The organism is Actinopolyspora xinjiangensis (genome assembly GCF_900104475.1).
GTDB lineage: Bacteria > Actinomycetota > Actinomycetes > Mycobacteriales > Pseudonocardiaceae > Actinopolyspora > Actinopolyspora xinjiangensis.
In genome coordinates this window covers 144,712-160,037 of the sequence record NZ_FNJR01000009.1, presented here as the reverse complement: position 1 = coordinate 160,037, position 15,326 = coordinate 144,712, and the positions used below count along the sequence as shown (strand labels likewise).

The 15,326-nt window shown below is 68.6% G+C and carries 17 protein-coding genes; 8 read left to right on the top strand and 9 right to left on the bottom strand.

Translation table 11 applies throughout. The features are described 5' to 3' along the window. Positions 1-83 precede the first annotated feature (83 nt). Together BLQ75_RS14895 and BLQ75_RS14890 are read right to left on the bottom strand one after the other, a co-directional pair. Positions 84-272 (bottom strand): hypothetical protein, encoded by a 189-nt coding sequence (locus BLQ75_RS14895; RefSeq protein ID WP_092602734.1) that lies wholly within the window; start codon positions 270-272, stop codon positions 84-86. A gap of 502 nt (positions 273-774) precedes the next feature. Next, complete coding sequence (locus tag BLQ75_RS14890; RefSeq protein WP_139182991.1) at positions 775-1,098, bottom strand: hypothetical protein; 324 nt, start codon at positions 1,096-1,098, stop codon at positions 775-777. 513 nt (positions 1,099-1,611) lie between these two features. On the opposite strand from BLQ75_RS14890, the gene BLQ75_RS14885 reads away from it, so the two are divergent. Next, positions 1,612-2,463, top strand: coding sequence for a helix-turn-helix domain-containing protein (locus BLQ75_RS14885; protein WP_092602729.1), 852 nt, complete (start codon positions 1,612-1,614; stop codon positions 2,461-2,463). Positions 2,464-2,474: 11 nt separating this feature from the next. Next, a complete protein-coding gene (locus tag BLQ75_RS14880) occupies positions 2,475-2,684 on the top strand; it encodes a DUF397 domain-containing protein (protein WP_092602727.1) in 210 nt (69 codons plus the stop codon). A 614-nt stretch (positions 2,685-3,298) separates the two neighbouring features. Here the strand turns inward: BLQ75_RS14880 and BLQ75_RS23080 are convergent. Continuing rightward, complete coding sequence (locus BLQ75_RS23080; protein WP_139182990.1) at positions 3,299-3,748, bottom strand: hypothetical protein; 450 nt, start codon at positions 3,746-3,748, stop codon at positions 3,299-3,301. Positions 3,749-4,562: 814 nt separating this feature from the next. Between BLQ75_RS23080 and BLQ75_RS14875 the strand changes: the two genes are divergently transcribed. From BLQ75_RS14875 to BLQ75_RS14860, 5 genes are read left to right on the top strand one after another with little or no spacing between them, the layout of a single operon-like run. Further along, positions 4,563-4,928, top strand: coding sequence for a type VII secretion target (locus tag BLQ75_RS14875; RefSeq protein ID WP_092602725.1), 366 nt, complete (start codon positions 4,563-4,565; stop codon positions 4,926-4,928). Positions 4,929-4,932: 4 nt separating this feature from the next. After that, positions 4,933-5,406: a hypothetical protein gene (locus BLQ75_RS24210; RefSeq protein ID WP_244515564.1), complete on the top strand. Its 474-nt coding sequence runs from the start codon at positions 4,933-4,935 to the stop codon at positions 5,404-5,406. Positions 5,407-5,451: 45 nt separating this feature from the next. Beyond that, positions 5,452-5,853: a hypothetical protein gene (locus tag BLQ75_RS24205; protein WP_244515562.1), complete on the top strand. Its 402-nt coding sequence runs from the start codon at positions 5,452-5,454 to the stop codon at positions 5,851-5,853. Positions 5,854-5,867: 14 nt separating this feature from the next. Continuing rightward, a complete protein-coding gene (locus tag BLQ75_RS14865; protein WP_092602723.1) occupies positions 5,868-6,356 on the top strand; it encodes a hypothetical protein in 489 nt (162 codons plus the stop codon). Further along, a complete protein-coding gene (locus BLQ75_RS14860; RefSeq protein ID WP_092602720.1) occupies positions 6,353-6,880 on the top strand; it encodes a DUF3558 family protein in 528 nt (175 codons plus the stop codon). Before BLQ75_RS14865 ends, BLQ75_RS14860 begins: the two co-directional genes overlap by 4 nt. Before the next feature lie 111 nt (positions 6,881-6,991). On the opposite strand, the gene dnaB is transcribed toward BLQ75_RS14860, so the two are convergent. The 6 genes from dnaB to BLQ75_RS14825 form a co-directional block, all read right to left on the bottom strand. Beyond that, positions 6,992-10,234 carry a replicative DNA helicase gene (dnaB, locus tag BLQ75_RS14855; protein WP_092602718.1) on the bottom strand — a complete coding sequence of 1,081 codons (3,243 nt, stop codon included), beginning with the start codon at positions 10,232-10,234 and terminating at the stop codon, positions 6,992-6,994. A 529-nt stretch (positions 10,235-10,763) separates the two neighbouring features. Continuing rightward, positions 10,764-11,216 carry a 50S ribosomal protein L9 gene (rplI, locus tag BLQ75_RS14845; RefSeq protein ID WP_092602714.1) on the bottom strand — a complete coding sequence of 151 codons (453 nt, stop codon included), beginning with the start codon at positions 11,214-11,216 and terminating at the stop codon, positions 10,764-10,766. A gap of 197 nt (positions 11,217-11,413) precedes the next feature. Continuing rightward, complete coding sequence (gene rpsR / locus BLQ75_RS14840; protein ID WP_043569921.1) at positions 11,414-11,653, bottom strand: 30S ribosomal protein S18; 240 nt, start codon at positions 11,651-11,653, stop codon at positions 11,414-11,416. Positions 11,654-11,833: 180 nt separating this feature from the next. Next, positions 11,834-12,304 carry a single-stranded DNA-binding protein gene (locus BLQ75_RS14835; RefSeq protein WP_092602712.1) on the bottom strand — a complete coding sequence of 157 codons (471 nt, stop codon included), beginning with the start codon at positions 12,302-12,304 and terminating at the stop codon, positions 11,834-11,836. Positions 12,305-12,364: 60 nt separating this feature from the next. After that, a complete protein-coding gene (gene rpsF / locus BLQ75_RS14830) occupies positions 12,365-12,736 on the bottom strand; it encodes a 30S ribosomal protein S6 (protein WP_043569923.1) in 372 nt (123 codons plus the stop codon). A gap of 242 nt (positions 12,737-12,978) precedes the next feature. Then, positions 12,979-13,983: a hypothetical protein gene (locus tag BLQ75_RS14825; RefSeq protein WP_211481383.1), complete on the bottom strand. Its 1,005-nt coding sequence runs from the start codon at positions 13,981-13,983 to the stop codon at positions 12,979-12,981. Positions 13,984-14,532: 549 nt separating this feature from the next. Here BLQ75_RS14825 and BLQ75_RS14820 point away from each other — a divergent pair. Next, positions 14,533-15,291, top strand: a complete 759-nt coding sequence (locus BLQ75_RS14820; protein WP_092602710.1) for a deoxyribonuclease IV — start codon at positions 14,533-14,535, stop codon at positions 15,289-15,291. Positions 15,292-15,326 lie beyond the last annotated feature (35 nt).

The following is a 15,326-nucleotide window of genomic DNA, read 5'->3' as shown; positions in this document are numbered from 1 at the left end:
TCATCGACTGTCTGTTTAGGACATATTTGTGCCGCCGATCGTGAGGTCGGGGCGGGTGGTCGCTGTGTGGTGCCGACTCCGTTCTAGGGAGCGGGGCGGTCGCTGTGGGGCAGGGTGGTCTCCGACCGCTGCTGCTGTTGTCGCACCGCACGTCGTCGTGGAGTGGTGCGTGGTGGGAAGTAGTCGATCGCGTGCAGGCACGGTCCGCACACCGAGCGGTGCGGTTGCTCGGGCGGGTCGTAGCCGCTGCTGCGTTCGTGCGGACCGTGCACGGCATGTCCGCAGTCGACCCTCGCTGATGTGGTGCCCGGACTGACGAACCGCTCGCAGGCGTGCCACTGGGCCTCACCGCTGCCCGCGATCCACGTTCGGTCAGTGGTTATTCCTCTTGGTCGTGGGATTTCCGCCGTGACGGTCGCGGTGGCATCGCCAGTGGCATCAGCCCGGCGGCGAGCAGCAGAACCCACACGGAGGCTTGAGCCAGTTCGGACATCGACGTTCCTGATCGGTACCCATCGGGAAAGAGTGGACAAGCAGAGATCGATCAAATTGGCCATGCGTTCCGGTTCTCGTTCGGATCGTTCGAGGTGGGTCGAGCATTGGGTGCGGACGAGCGAACCGTTCCCGGAGGAGCGCGCGGTGCTGAGACCAGGGCGGCGAGCTGTCGCGGCACGTCCTGGTCTCAGCGTTCGTCGGAAACGAGCCCGGCCGAAACAGGCCCGGCCGAAACAAGCGCGGTCGAAACAGGCGACGCGTCTGCCGAACGGGGTGGACTCACCCGGATTCGAGGACCACGCCGCGGTAGCCGCGTTCGCGCATCGCCGCTTCGCAGTGCTCGCAGTCGATCACCGGTTCCGTGATGCTGCTTTCCCCGTCCCGTCGCGGCACGGTCGGGAACGGCACGATCACCGAGGTGCCGCACAACGCGCGGATCTGGGTTCGCAGCCGGTGCCCACTGGGGTGTTCACGCAGCGCGTGTCGCCGTTCGTCCGGCGGCCACTGCTGCGGCACCACCACCAGGAACACCGTGACCGCACCCGGATCGGCAGTACGCGGTGCTTCCTCGTCGCTTGTCCCGAGGAATTCAGGCGATAGCATGAGCATGCTCCTTACGCAGTAATCGGTACTGGACGGAGCCGTCCCCGCGTGGTGCTTGCCGGCTGAAACGCGGGAAGGGCTGCTCGTCCGGTGGTTGCCGCCACCGGACGAGCGGTTCGAACCTGCGGGAGCGCGCCACGTGCGTCGTTCGGTGCCTCGCGAGCGCGCTCCTGGCGACTTCTAACTGGCGGGATTCGGTCGTTCGGCCTCGCTGCCGGGACAGTGCCCCGGCCTCCTCCCGGCGAAGATGACTCCGCCGCCCGGCCCGAGTCGGCTCGGGAGGCCACGCACGTCATGCCGCACCGCTGAACCAGCTGGACAGCTGCCGTGAAGCACGGCTGTTTCGCTGGTGTTCTCAGCGAGAGCAGTGCCGTTCATCTCAACCCCGATCGTCGCTTGTAGACTGGATCATGCCACCGAATGTTTTGTATGTGCAATATTGCGCATTCGATAACTTCAAAATTGCCCTGTTCGTGTTAAGCAGAGGTCTTCCCCTCGATGTGAGGTGCCCACATGACCAGCCGGAAAAAGCCCGGTGTGCAGCGACGGAGACTCGGTTCCAAACTCCGGCAGCTCCGTGAACAGGCCGACATCAGCGTCGAGACCGTGATGGATGAGCTGGACTGGAGCAGGTCCAAGCTCAGCCGCATCGAGACGGCGATCAACACGATCACCGTGCCCGACGTCCGCGCCCTGTGCGGGTTGTACGGCGCCGACGGCGAGCTGACCGACCAGCTCGTGCGGATGAGCAAGCAGGCCAAGAAGAAAGGCTGGTGGCACGCTTACAGCGACGCGTTGACCGACTACTTCAACGACTACATCGAGCTGGAGTCCGAGGCGACCTCGGTCACCAACTACCAGATCGACCTCATTCCCGGTCTGCTGCAGACCAGCGAGTACGCCCACGCGGTGATCGAGGCGTGGACGCCGGACATCACCAAGGACGTCGTGGACCGGCGCACCGAACTGCGGATAGCCCGGCAGCGGCAACTCGACGGCGAGCTGAAGTTGTGGGCGGTGATCGACGAGTCAGCGCTCCGCCGCCGCTGCGGTGACGACTCCGTCATGGCGCGCCAGCTTCGCCACGTCCGGGAGATGGCCGAGAGGCCGAACGTGACCGTGCAGGTCTTGCCGTTCGAAGCGGGGACCCACATCGCGATGGGCACCGCGTTCACCCTGCTGGACTTCGGAGGGGTGTACGACCCCGTCGTCTACATAGACAATCTGACCAGCGCGCTTTACCTCGAGGAGGGGCACGAAGTGGAACGCTATACGCTGGCGGCGGAGCATCTTCGTGCTGTGGCGCTCGACCCTCGGCGGTCCGTCGCGAGGCTCGAAGAGATACAGGCCGAACTCTCCCGCTAAGGAGCCTCACTGTGAACAGCCCGGACCTGGGACAGGCACGGTGGCGCAAGTCCACCCGCAGCAACGGTGGAGGGGAATGCGTCGAGGTCGCCCAGAACCTGCCGGGGGCCGCTCTCCTCCGAGACAGCAAGCTCGGTGCCGACAGCCCCGTCCTCGCGGTCTCCCCGGAGCGTTTCGCCACCTTCGTCGCCGCGCTCAAAAGCCACCGCCTCGACGGCTGAACCCCCGCGTTGAAGTCCCGCTCGGTGTGCCATCGGGCGGGATTTCGCATCGCTCGCCCTGATCGGGGCCGCGGTGCGACTCCGTGCGGCAGCGGGCATTCCGCCGATTCCCCGACGTGTGGTCGGGACCGTCGGCTGCCGAGGCCACGACGACCGCTGCCCGGAACCGGCCGGGAAGTACCGCGCCCAACACCTCGAACCGTGGAGTCGGCACCCCCGCCCCGCCACGACGTGCGCGCCTCGGACGCCCCGCGCCCCGGAGATGAGGCGAGGCGGAAACCTCGACACCTTCACGATGCCCGGTCGAGCGGTGACCGTGCTCCACTGGCCGCATCAGGGACGAAGGAGCCTGGGAAAGGAAACTGGTGCCAAGCCCTCGTCGCCGCTGGTCGCTGATCCAGATGATCCTGGTTTCGGCCGGTTCGTAAAGTCCTGGCACAGATTGGGCTGTTGTCGGGAATACAGGGCTCGGAAGTCCTACAGGGCCTCGTTCTACGGGGAAGCGCCTTCCGTAGGAGTACGACCAAACGCTCGCACCTCGCGCAGCGTCTTCGTGCCCAGCGACCGTAGATCCTCGCCGAGTTCCTGGTCGCCCCGGTCGCGTTCCAGGCCCTCTATATGGCCGTGGTGTCGTCGGGAGGTGGGAACGGAGGGAGTGGCGGCACGCCGTCCTCCTCTGTCCACAAGCTCCACTGTCCCGTGGCGGGTACGTAGGGTTGTCCTTCTTGCCGCGCGATGGGGCGAGTGAGGCATCCCCGGCAGGAGACTGGTTTGTCGTAGACGGGGGTGAGTGCTTCGTCTCCGTCGGGGCGGTCGTGTCCTTGGTGGCACGCAGGTGCCGGTTGGGTGATTCCGTCCGGGCGTTCGCGCCATCGCACGGCGTGCACGACCGAGGAGCTCCCGATCCGCAGTCCCGCGTTGCGGAAACGCGCTTTGTCGAGCCGTTCCTGAGCCAGCGCGTTGACGTAGCGAGAGGGAACATCGACCGAGGTGGAAGACCGGGCGGCACTGCGGCGACCGTGATCGGTGTCGCGATGACGACTGCGGTGAGAGGGCGTGCTCATGCGAGAAAGGTATCGCCATGACCAGCTAAAATGATACGAACATTCGTGTGTGGCTCTGTGCGTCCTCACCGTTCCTGCCACAGGGCCAGCACAACCCGCGCCAACGTGTGTGCCGTTCTCGCGAGGTCGGTTTGTCGCGAAGCTGGTGTTCGAGTCGGTCGCAGGTGAGCCAGCGTGCTTATCTGCTACCGTCCGGGCTCGCTGGAACCATCATGCCGGTACGGTGACCTGCATCGACTGTCTTAGCGCACGATTCCGGGCAGGTGTTCCGAAACCCTGTGCCGAGAGATCCTCGCCTGTCGGCGCCTCAGGCGTACTGGTGTTTCGCAGTTCGTCAGTCTCGACGATCCTTGGCGACGAACAATGTCGACAAACGGTACGGTAAGGCCGTTTCGACATCTGCCGTTTGACAGGCATCTTGATCGTCGTTGTCGGGAGATCCTGTACCAGTACTACTCAGTCCCCGTCCCCCAGCCGGTAAGCACCCCGGTCGTGGCGACATCGCCCCGCGCCGCAGTCAGCACGACGCCCCGCGCCGACCAGCAGCGGTGCCGGCTGTCGTTCCGGCACGTCTCGAATTCCCGGTCACGACCTCCGTCGCAGTCGCTGCCGTGAGGGAAGCGGGGAAGGCCGCCCCGAAGCTGCTGCGGGAGCCGCCTTTGGGTGGCCACCGGCGGCGGAAACCTCAACCTCGCGCGTGCCCGGCACGGAGGCAAGTGCCCGCGTGGTTTCCCGCTCTTTTTCATTGATTCCGCTCCGGAGTCCCGTTCCGAGCTCTAGTATGAGAGCTCTACGCCGACCGGAGGACAGGAACATGGCACACACGGGCAAGGAGTTCGGCACCGACCTGTACGGGCTGAAACAGGTCGCCAACTCCGATCTGCCGACGGTGTCCGCCGCGTACGACAGTGCGGTCGACAAGTGCGCGAGCGCGCGGGACGGGGTGTCCGGTATCTCGGGCGTGCCCGAGCAGTTCGTCGCGGAAGGGGGCGCCGTGGCGGACAAGTACCAGCGGGCGCACGACTCCGTCATCGGCCTGCTGCGCAAGACCCGGGAGAACCTGGACGAGACCGCCGAGGCGTTGAACCAGGCGGCCGAGCAGTACGCGGAGGACGACCGGGCCGCGGCGGCACGGCTGCAGCAGCTCCTCGACGACCGCGGGACACCGAAACCGGAGTGAGCACATGAGCTTCGACGACTTGATGCAACGGGCGCGGGAGATCGAGCAGCGCGCAGCCGAGGTCGAGTACACCCAGCAGACACGCAAGGCCGAAGGGGGAGGTCCCAGCGGGAACGGGGTCGACTACCCCGAGATCCGGCAGAAGTACGAGGGAGCGGCCGTACCGCACTTCGAACCGTTCACGGGCATTCCCGACCCCGCCTCCTACGACGCACCGATCGAGGCGCTGGGAAGCGCGATGGAACAACTCTCCTCCGGAGAGATGAAGGACCCGATCAGCGACGGGAACATCAAGGCGAATCCCGACCTGACCCGCGTCGGCTCCGCCGGGGACACCTTGGAGGACTGGACTGGCGAGGCCGCGGACAACTTCAAGCGCAACTTCCTCGACCCGTTCCCCGCCGTGGCCAAGAACCAGTTCCTGCTGCTCGGTGTGCTCAAGGGTGCGCTCGAAGCTGATCAGGAGCGGTGGCGTTGAGCGCGTGACGACATCGAGTCCATCGCGAAGGAGACGCTCAACGGTTTGGACAACGTCGAGAGCTGCGGGAAGAACGAGCTGAAGTTCACCTTCTCGGTGGCCGCGGCGGTGGCGGCGGTCGGGACGATTCCGTTCACCGGGGGAGCCTCGGCCGCGCTGATCCCCGCCGTGGGAGCTGTCGGCGCGGTCGGTTCCGCCGGGATGGACGCGGCGAAGATGGTCAAGGAAGGCGGCTCGGTGGAGCAGGTCATGCGGTCCATGAAGGACTCGGCCGACGAGCTCACGAAAGAGATCCGCAAGTCCGGGGGCAAGGTCTCCAGCGCACTGGACGGGGTTCCGGGACAGCTGGAGGCCGATCGCGACGCGTTCGTCGCGGCGCGCCCGGCGCTGGCTGGCATGGACGACGGCGAACTGACCAGCGGTGCGGGACTCGGTGGGGCGACCTAGGAGGGAATGGCGCAGTGGGTGAACTGGCGGAACGACTGGACCGGATCCGGGTCCGGGCGAGCGCTCCCGGTGTGGACCTCGAAGCCGAGTTGCGCAATCGGAGCGAGGTCACGCTCACGTTCGGGGAGAGCGCGTACGAGTTCGTGGACGAGCGCTTCCTGGAACGTGCCCTGGCCGGCTTGGCCCGGCGGCTGTACACCGGGTGGGTAAGGCAGTACCGCGAGGCGATCAGCACCACGAACCTGAACATCGAACCGAACGACCAGCACGACACCGACTTCGAGGCGGAGATGCAGGCGGTCGAGGTGAGCGTCGAGTCCGACGACGGGCGCATCGCCATATCCACGGTCGGAATGCAGGACTTCAGCGCGTCGATCCGTCGCGGGACAGTGCGCGAGCTCAGCGAAGGCGAGTTCGTGTCACGGGTGGCCGAGCTGACTCCGCGGCTGATCCAGCGTTTCCAGGCCGAAGTCGCCGAGCTGAAAGTGCGGTACTACGGATGACCGGTCGTGTGGTGCGGTTCCTCGCCGCCGTGCTGGTGCCGCTGGGTGTGTCGACGGCGTGTGGCTCCTCGGACAGGCCGCGTGAACTGTCACTGGAGGACGTGCGGCCGTGCGACCTCATTTCGCGGGCGGAGCTGCGCGATCTCCGGGTGGAGTCACCGCCGCGACCGGTTTCGGTCGTGGAGGGCTCGGACGAGGAGGGCACGAGTTGCCGGTACTCGCCCGTGTACGGCGGCACCGTCTCCCTCGCCGTCGTGACGAACCACGGAATCGACCGGTGGACCAACGGCTCCATGGCCTCCTCCCGAGCGGTCGAGCTGCCCCGTGTGCAGGGATACCGCGCGATCAGGCTCGAGTACGGCGAATCCGAGAGCGGGCCGCACGACAGCTGCACCTCGTACGTCGACGTGGCCAGTGACCAGTCGCTGAAGGTGCACGTGAGCGAGAACTCGGCGGATGACCCGCCCACGTGCGAGACGGCTCGTCGGTTCGCGGGCAACGCGGTTCGGACGCTCTCCGAGTGACGTGCTCGCCACGCGCGTGGCGGTGGACCGGGCTCCGATGAGGACGAGGAGCACCCGTGCCCGCGCCGCGCGCGTGGCGGGGCCGCGCCGCCGGAACCCAGTCGTCGGGAGCTATTCCTGGGCCATGTCCACGAACCGGCTGTAGTGCAGCTGGTGGGCCACGGTGATCGTCTCGGTGGGGCCGGCGCGGTGCTTGGCGAGGATCAGGTCGGCCTCGCCCATTCGGGGGTCGTCCCGCTCGAAGGCGTCGGGCCGGTGGATCAGGATCACCATGTCGGCGTCCTGCTCCAGGCTGTTGTGCATGATCACCGAGTTGGACACGAAGTTGTGCGTGTCGGCCACCGTGGCGTCGTAGACCGGCCGCTGGCCGAGCGAGGTGATCTCCACGATCTCGTCCCAGTGCACGTCGTCACCGGTGCTCTCCGCCGGTTCCGGTGAGTCCGGGGGCGGCGGCGGTGCCCCCTCGACGGTGTCGGCGAGGGCGGTGCTCGCCCCGGAGCCGGTGGCCGATCGTGCCCCCACCGCCGCGCGCGTCGCGGCCGAAGCCCGTACCGGGGCGATCTCACGGGCGAAGCGCAGTCGGCTGTCCCTGCCGTCGAGCGAGACCCGCCAGCGGTCCGGCCCGTCCACCGGAGCGGCTCGGTGCAGGCGGGAGCGGATCGCGAACCGCGACAGCAGCAGCTGGATCCCGTCGGCCAGGCCGCGGCCGGTCACCGTGCGGCTGCCGAACTCGTCCCCGAGCTCGACCGCGAGTTCGGACGAGCCCTCCGGGACCGGCTCGGTCCCCCAGAACAGGCGCAGGAACAGCGCGAGCTGCTCGCGCGGCAGCGCGAACACCCGGCGCGGCACGCTCGCCGAACGCGTCGCGGCCTCCGCTAGTCGGGCCACTTCGGACTCCGGGACCGGTTCGGCGCACAGCGGCTCCGGAACCCTGCCGGGCACCGCCACGTGGGAGCCCGTGGTCAGCTCGCCGAGCGAGGTCCACCCCCACGGGGTCAGCATCGGGTGGTTCGCGGTGGCCTCGACCTCGCGGCCGGAGGCCAGCCTCACCCGAAACGCCTCCTTGACGCCGCTGCTGAACACGTTGGTGATCGGTCGCGCGACCATCCGGTGGTGCTCGTCCACCGACCAGACCAGCGGCCGCTGCCCACCGGCCATCAGCTCGTCGAAGGTGATCTCGGAGCCGTCGTCGGCGCGCAGCAGCCTCGTCCCGCCGGTCAGGCAGCCCGACTCACGCAGGTCGGACAGCTGCGGCTTGCGGTCGTTGCGCTGTTCGGGACCACGGTTGAGCTGCGAGATCGCCACGATCGGGACCTCCAGCTCCTTGGCGAGCAGCTTGAGGCTCCTGGAGAACTCCGAGACCTCCTGCTGCCTGGACTCCACCCGCTTGCCCGAGGTCATCAGCTGCATGTAGTCGACGACTATCAGGTTGATGTCGTTGCGCTGCTTCAGCCGCCGCGCCTTGGCGCGGATCTCCATCATGGTCAGGTTCGGCGAGTCGTCGATGAACAGCGGCGCCTCGTTGATCTCGCTCATGCGGCGCGCGAGGCGGGTCCAGTCCTCGTCGGTCATCCGCCCACCGCGCATGTCGCCCAGCCGGATGCGGGCCTCGGCCGAGAGCATGCGCATCACGATCTCGGTGCGCCCCATCTCCAGCGAGAAGATGACGCTGCCGAGCCCGTGCTTGATCGAGGCGGCGCGGGCGAAGTCCAGCCCGAGCGTGGAGTTGTGCGTGGGGATCATCGAGCGGCTCGCGAGGTAGAGCCGGTCGGTCGAGTCCACCTCCACGCAGCGCACCGGCACGCTGTCGGTGGGCCGGACGGCGGTGACGCGCCGCGTGTGCCTGTCGCCGCCCCGGTGACGCTTGTGCTGGTCGTCGAGCTCGGTGCGCCGGAAGATCTGGTCCTCGCCGCTGTCGAAGACGACCAGGGTGCTCGCCACCCCCGCCTCGGACTCGGCGTCCACGGTGGCGGTGCACGGGTACCCCAGCGTGAGGACGAGCTCCCGGAGCCGCACCGAGAGCGACTCGCGGACCCGCAGCAGCACGCGGCCGTCCTCCCCGACGCTGCCCGAGGCGTCCGCGAACCCAGCCAGCAGGGAGCGGCGCTGCTGCTGGCTGCCGCGCAGGTACTCGGCGGGCACGTCGGGCTCCCGCCAGGCCCCCAGTTCTGCCAGCTTCTCGGCGGTCTCCTCGTCGATCCGCACGGTGCCGTCCTCGTCCCGGGGAACCTCCGGCTCCAGATTGGTCAGCACGTCCTCGTGCACTCCGGACAGCTCGCCCGTCTCGGCGTCGCCCGCCGCCAGCCAGACCCCGAGCAGGTAGGGCGCGACCGGCAGGTCACGCTGCGCCAGTGCGAACGGGTCGTGCCCCGGCAGTTCGACGTCGAGCCTGTTGGCGATCCGGTCGCGCAGCCCGGCGGTGGTGCACACCGTGCCATCCCGCAGGCTCCACTGGTGCCGCTCGTCGGCGACCACCAGCGTGCCGTCCGAGAACTCCACCTCGTAGCAGGGGTGACCGTGCATGACCTCGGTGGTCCTGGCGACCCGGACCGGTCTGCCGTCCGCGCCGAGCAGCAGGTCGCCTACGGAGACCGCGCCCATGGTGGTCCAGCCGTCCGGGGTGGGCAGCGGGGTGTCCAGCGCCAGCGCCTTGCCCACACCGGGACGTGCCGCCACGATGATCATCTGGCCCGGGTGCAGCCCGTTGGTGACACCGTCCAGGTCCACGAAACCGGTCGGGATCCCCTCGGACTCGCCGCCGCGCGAGGCGATGGCGTCGATCTCGTCCATCGTGGGCTGCAGCAGGTCCTCCAGCGCGGCGTAGTCCTCGCTGGTGCGCCGTTCGGTGACGTCGTAGACGGCGGCCTGCGCGCGGTCCACCACCTCCTCGATCGCGGCGCCCTCGGAACCGTTGTAGCCGTACTGCACGATCCTGGTGCCCGCCTCCACCAGCCTGCGCAGCACCGCCTTCTCCGAGACGATCTCGGCGTAGTAGTTGGCGTTGGCCGCGGTGGGGACGGCCTGCAGCAGGGTGTGTATGTAGGCGCCGCCGCCGACCTTGGCGAGTTCGTTGCGGCGTTCGAGCGCGGCGGACACCGTGACCGCGTCGGCGGGTTCGCCGCGTCCGTACAGGTCGAGCACGCACTCGTAGATCACGTGGTGCGCGGGGCGGTAGAAGTCCTGTGGTTGGAGCACCTCGACGACGTTGGCGATGGCGTCCTTGCTCAGCATCATCCCGCCGAGAACGGACTGCTCGGCGGCCACGTCCTGGGGCGGTTGCCGTTCGAAGGCCGCTCCGTGACCACCGTCGTCGTCGGGGGGCGGTTCCGAACCGCGCTCGTCAGCCAACGCCACGGCTTACTGCCACCTCCTGGACGCAGAGTCCGGCCCCGAGGGCGGGCCGAGTTCCGGCATACGCGTCGCCGTGCCGACCCGACGGAGCGCCGGGGCCGAGTCGTTCCGGCGGATACTGGCGGAGATCCCGACGGCGTCCGGCCGCTCGCGGCCCGGCGCGTCGCGAGCGCCCACTGTCGTGTCCGCGATCTCGAAGGTGCCCACATCATACGGGAGCCGCTTCGGCACCCGGGCGGTTCGACGGGACCGCGAACGGCTCGGGCAGGACGGGCCCGACGGCACGAGACACACGTGTCCCCCTGCGGGCGCGCGTTGTGGACAACCTGGGGAAAACTCTGTCCATGCGGTCGTTACCGCAGGAAACGGCCTGTGGACAGGTTGTGGACAGGTTGTCCACCGTGACGGGACCGAACGGTGCGACTCGCCCCTGGCCCCACCGGTGCGAAAGCGGGCACGGCTCACGAGTGGAGCCGAACCGGTTCCGCGCGGTGGACGGGTGTGCCCGCCGCGCGGAACCGGGGTGACGAAGTCAGCTGCCGGGAGTGACCTCGACATGCATCGAGGCGTAGACGTCGGGGTGCAACCGCACTCCGACGGCCATCTTGCCCAGCGACTTCACGTTGCCCTTCAGCTCCACCGAACGCTTGTCCAGACTGGGACCCCCCGCGCTGCGCACGGCGGAGACCACGTCGGACTCGGTGATCGAGCCGAACAGCTTGCCCTTCTTGGAAACCTTCTTGGAAAGCCGCACCAGGCCCAGGTTCTGCAGCTCTTCCTGCAGCTTCCGGGCGTGCTCCAGGTCGCGGACCCGACGGTTCTCCTGCGAGCGGCGGATCGTCTCGACCTGCTTCTGCGCACCCTTGGTGGCCAGGATGGCCATGTTCTGCGGCAGCAGGTAGTTGCGGGCGTAGCCGTCACGTACCTCGACGATGTCACCCGAGGAACCGAGACCGCTCACGTCCGAGGTCAGAATGATCTTCACGGCGTGTCTCCTTTCAAAGCCGAACCGAGCTCGACCCCGGCCCCCACCGACCGGCACCGACGATCCGGTCGGTTCCCACTCCCACGTGGCGGTTCCCGAGGAGCGGTCGGGGCAGCGAATCCGCGCCCTGGCGACCGACTCCCCTCCGGAACGGCTCGGCCACGAGAGCTCGCGGGGCCGCGGCGAAGGTCCCGGTCTTACCGGGCGGTCGAGGTGTACGGCAGCAGCGCCATCTCGCGGGCGTTCTTGACCGCGATGGCGATGTCGCGCTGGTGCTGACTGCAGTTGCCGGTCACACGCCGCGCACGGATCTTGCCGCGATCCGAGATGTACTTGCGCAGCAGCGTGGTGTCCTTGTAGTCGATGCTCAGTGCGTTCTGGTCGTCACAGAAGGCGCAGACCTTCTTCTTCGGTTTGCGCACGGGCGCCTTGGCCATGTGCTTGCTCCTTCGAAGAGAGCGAGAACTCCGTAGAGGGTTTTTCGTTCGACCGAGAGCCGGAGGCGTCCGCCGGGAGGCTTCCGGCCACGGTTGGGCAGTTCCCGGGCATTCGCGAAAACGCCGCGGTCACGGCGGGACGATGTCCGGTCGCGGGGCGACCCGCTCGTCCCGCCCGGATCAGAAGGGGGGCTCGTCGCTGAAGCCGCCGCCGGAACCGGCCGGAGGGGCCGAGTTCCAGGGGTCCTCGCCGCCGGCCCCGCCGGAACCACCGCCGGAGCCACCACGGCTGATCTTGTTGACCTTCGCGGTGGCGTAGCGCAGCGAGGGGCCGACCTCGTCGACCTCCATCTCGACCACGGTGCGCTTCTCGCCCTCCTTCGTCTCGAAGGAACGCTGGCGCAACCGTCCCTGCACCACCACGCGCATGCCGCGGGTGAGTGTCTCGGCAACGTTCTCCGCGGCCTGTCGCCAGATGTTGCAGCGCAGGAAGAGGGCCTCGCCGTCCTTCCACTCGCCTGCCTGACGGTCGTAGAACCGCGGCGTGGACGCGACGGTGAAGTTCGCGACCGCCGCCCCCGAGGGGGTGAAGCGCAGTTCCGGGTCGGCTGTCAGATTGCCGACCACTGTGGTTACAGTTTCACCGGCCATCGCCTGTGGACTCCGTCTCTGTGCTGGGGTCGGGTGGCTGTGCCGCTCGTGGAGCGGTTATCAGGCCGACACCTCGCCCCCGCCACGGTTGGCCGCCTTGGCGGCCTTGGCGCTGGCGCGGGCCAGACGGGCTTCCTTGCGCGGCTGGACGATCTTGCGCAGCATTTTCGTGCGCAGCACGTTCTCGCTCAGGTTGAGCTGCCTGTCGAGCTCGTTGACCGAAGCCGACTCGGAGTTCAGGTCCAGCACGACGTAGATGCCCTCGGAGCGCTTGTTGATCTCGTAGGCCAACCTGTTGCGGCCCCAGACATCGATCTTCTCGATGCTGCCGCCGTCGTTGCGAATGACCTTGAGGTAGTTCTCCAGGGACGAGGCGACATTCCGCTCGTCCAGGCTCGGGTCGAGGATGACCATGAGCTCGTAATGACGCATAACGACCACTCACCTCCTGTGGACTCGCGGCCGCGGACTCTCCGCGGCAGGAGGGTCGCCATTCCGGCGATCCGGCACAGCGTAGCAACCCGGCGATCCGGCCGGTGACCTGGGTGTCCTCGGCGCGACCGAGTCGCGCGCCCGCTTCGGAACGCCTCGTCGTCCGCGCGTGACGGAACCGGTTCGGGGCGCCCGATGCGTCCGCCCGGAACGCCCCGGCGAACGAGCCGTGGCGGAGGGGTTCAGGCCCGCCGCAGCACCCAGGTCCTGATCAGCGCGGCGGTCACCCCGGCCAACGAGACGGCCGCCAGCAGCACCGGCAGCGCAACCCGCCGGCCGGAACCCGTGGGCAGCGCGTGGGCGCTCCCGGCCTCGCGGACCCGGTTCTGCTGGTTGTGCCTCTCGGTTTCCCTCAGGTCACCGGTTGTGGCCTTCCCACCGGGCGTTTCGCCGAAGCTGCTGTCCGACCACGGCGGCAGCGACCCCGGCACGTAAGCGTACTCGGAGGGGGCCACCTGCTCGGCGGACCCCGCTGAGTGGTTCGACCGGGCGCCGCCCGAGCCCTGCTCCGACTGCCGGTTCCCCTCGTCACCGGCGGGGTCCCGGTCCTGCCGGGGCGGTTCCGAGGGCTGGTTCTCGGGTGTCCGGTCCGGCTCGCCGGACTCGCTCGGCGGGGTGGTGGTCGGCTGCTCCGGAGTGGAGGGTGGCGGGTCGCTGGGCTCGGGCTCCGGCTTCGGCTGCCCCGGCACGTTCACCCCGCCGAAGCAGGTGAGCGCGAGGTTGCCCACGTGGAAGTTCATGGTCTCGCCCCGGCCCTCCACGGCGGGCAGGCCGGCGACGCGTTCCGCCAGCGCGTCGGCCAGGTCCGAGCCGGAGAAGTGCCGCTCCTCCTCGGCCACCTCGCCCACGGGCACCGGTGCGGTTTCCAGGAACTGCTGGTGGATTCGCTCTATCCGGTCGAAGTCGAACGGGAACGTCAGCCCGGCGGCGTCCTTGACCCGGGAGTCCAGCGCCCGGGGCGAGACCACGATCGGTTGCCCGTGTTCGGTGCTGGTCACGTCCTCGGTGCAGGTCCCGATCACCACCGGATCAGCGGCCGCGGCCACACCGCCGCCGAGGAACCCGCTCGTCGCGACCACGGCACCGGCGACGGTCGCCGCCGCGGCGCGTCGCAGCGCGGCGGGTGCCCGTTTCCGGGCCTCGGCGGTGGATTCCTCGGCCGGGTGGTCATCGTGCCGACTGCTCATACACGTACCCCTCACTCCGTGCGTGATCTCCGGTTCACCGGACGCCGGTGGTCCGAGGCGGTCGGTTCCCGGAGAGCGAAGCCCTCACCCGAGTCAACGCGTGAGTGCGGTCACGGTAACGCCATAGTGTGAAACCGTTTCGAGTCGGAGGTCCGGGTGGCCGCCCGGTGGCAGGCTCGGACCTTGGTACGGCGAAGTGGAGCAGTGCGATCACCCCCGCCGCCCAGCGGCTCCGTTGGGGAGTCGGGCACTCGTTCGCCGCTCAGCCGAGTCGTGCTCTTCGGCGCGCGAGTGCCGAACGTCCCTCCTCGCCGTCGGAACTGTTGCTGTTTCCGCGAGTGGCCCCCATCCACTCCCGCGAGTCGAACTCCGACCACTCCCGCGGCGGGACCGACCGCTGATGCTCCCGCGTGCGCTCTCGCGAGGACTCCGGAGACGTGGTGTGGTAACTACTCGATGTCTCCGGACCCGCTCACGAGCCGCGCGAGCGGTTCCGCCACCCGCACCGCCACGCGAACCGGCCCGAGGCACTCCTACTAAGCTCGGGGCATGCAGATCGGTGCCCACGTTCGTGACGACGATCCCCTGACCGCCGCGAGCGAACGCGGCGCCGAGGTCGTGCAGTTCTTCCTGTCCGATCCGCAGGGGTGGAAGGCCCCGCAGCCGCATCCGCAGGAGGAACGGCTCCGCGAGTCCGACCTGCGCGTCTTCGTCCACTCGCCCTACGTGATCAACGTGGCCTCGCTGAACAACCGCGTCCGCATCCCCTCCCGCAAGTCCGTGCTCTCGCAGACCGCCGCCGCCGCGCGCGTCGGTGCCGAGGGAGTGGTGGTGCACGGCGGCCACGTCACCAAGGACGACGATCCGGCCGAGGGGGTCGCCAACTGGCGCAAGCTCTTCGAGCGCCAGGCCGCCGAGGGCGGTTTCGAGGTGCCGGTGCTGATCGAGAACACGGCGGGCGGGGCCAACGCCATGGCGCGCGGCTTCGACGACCTCGCCCGGTTGTGGGACGCGGTCGGGGAGTTCGGCGCGGGGTTCTGCCTGGACACCTGCCACGCGTACGCGGCGGGGGAGGACCTGGTGGGCATCGCGGAGCGGGTTCGTGCCATCACCGGCCGGATCGACCTGGTGCACCTCAACGACTCCAGGGATCCCTTCGGATCCTGGCGCGACCGCCACGCCAACATCGGCTCCGGCACGATCGACCCCGAGGTGCTGCGGGAAGTCTGTGCCACCGCCGACGCCCCCGTGGTCGTGGAGACACCGCCGGAAGGGCAGGCCGCCGACATCGCCTACCTGCGCGGTTGACCCCCGGCCCCGGGCGCTCGGCGATTTCTCGCGAA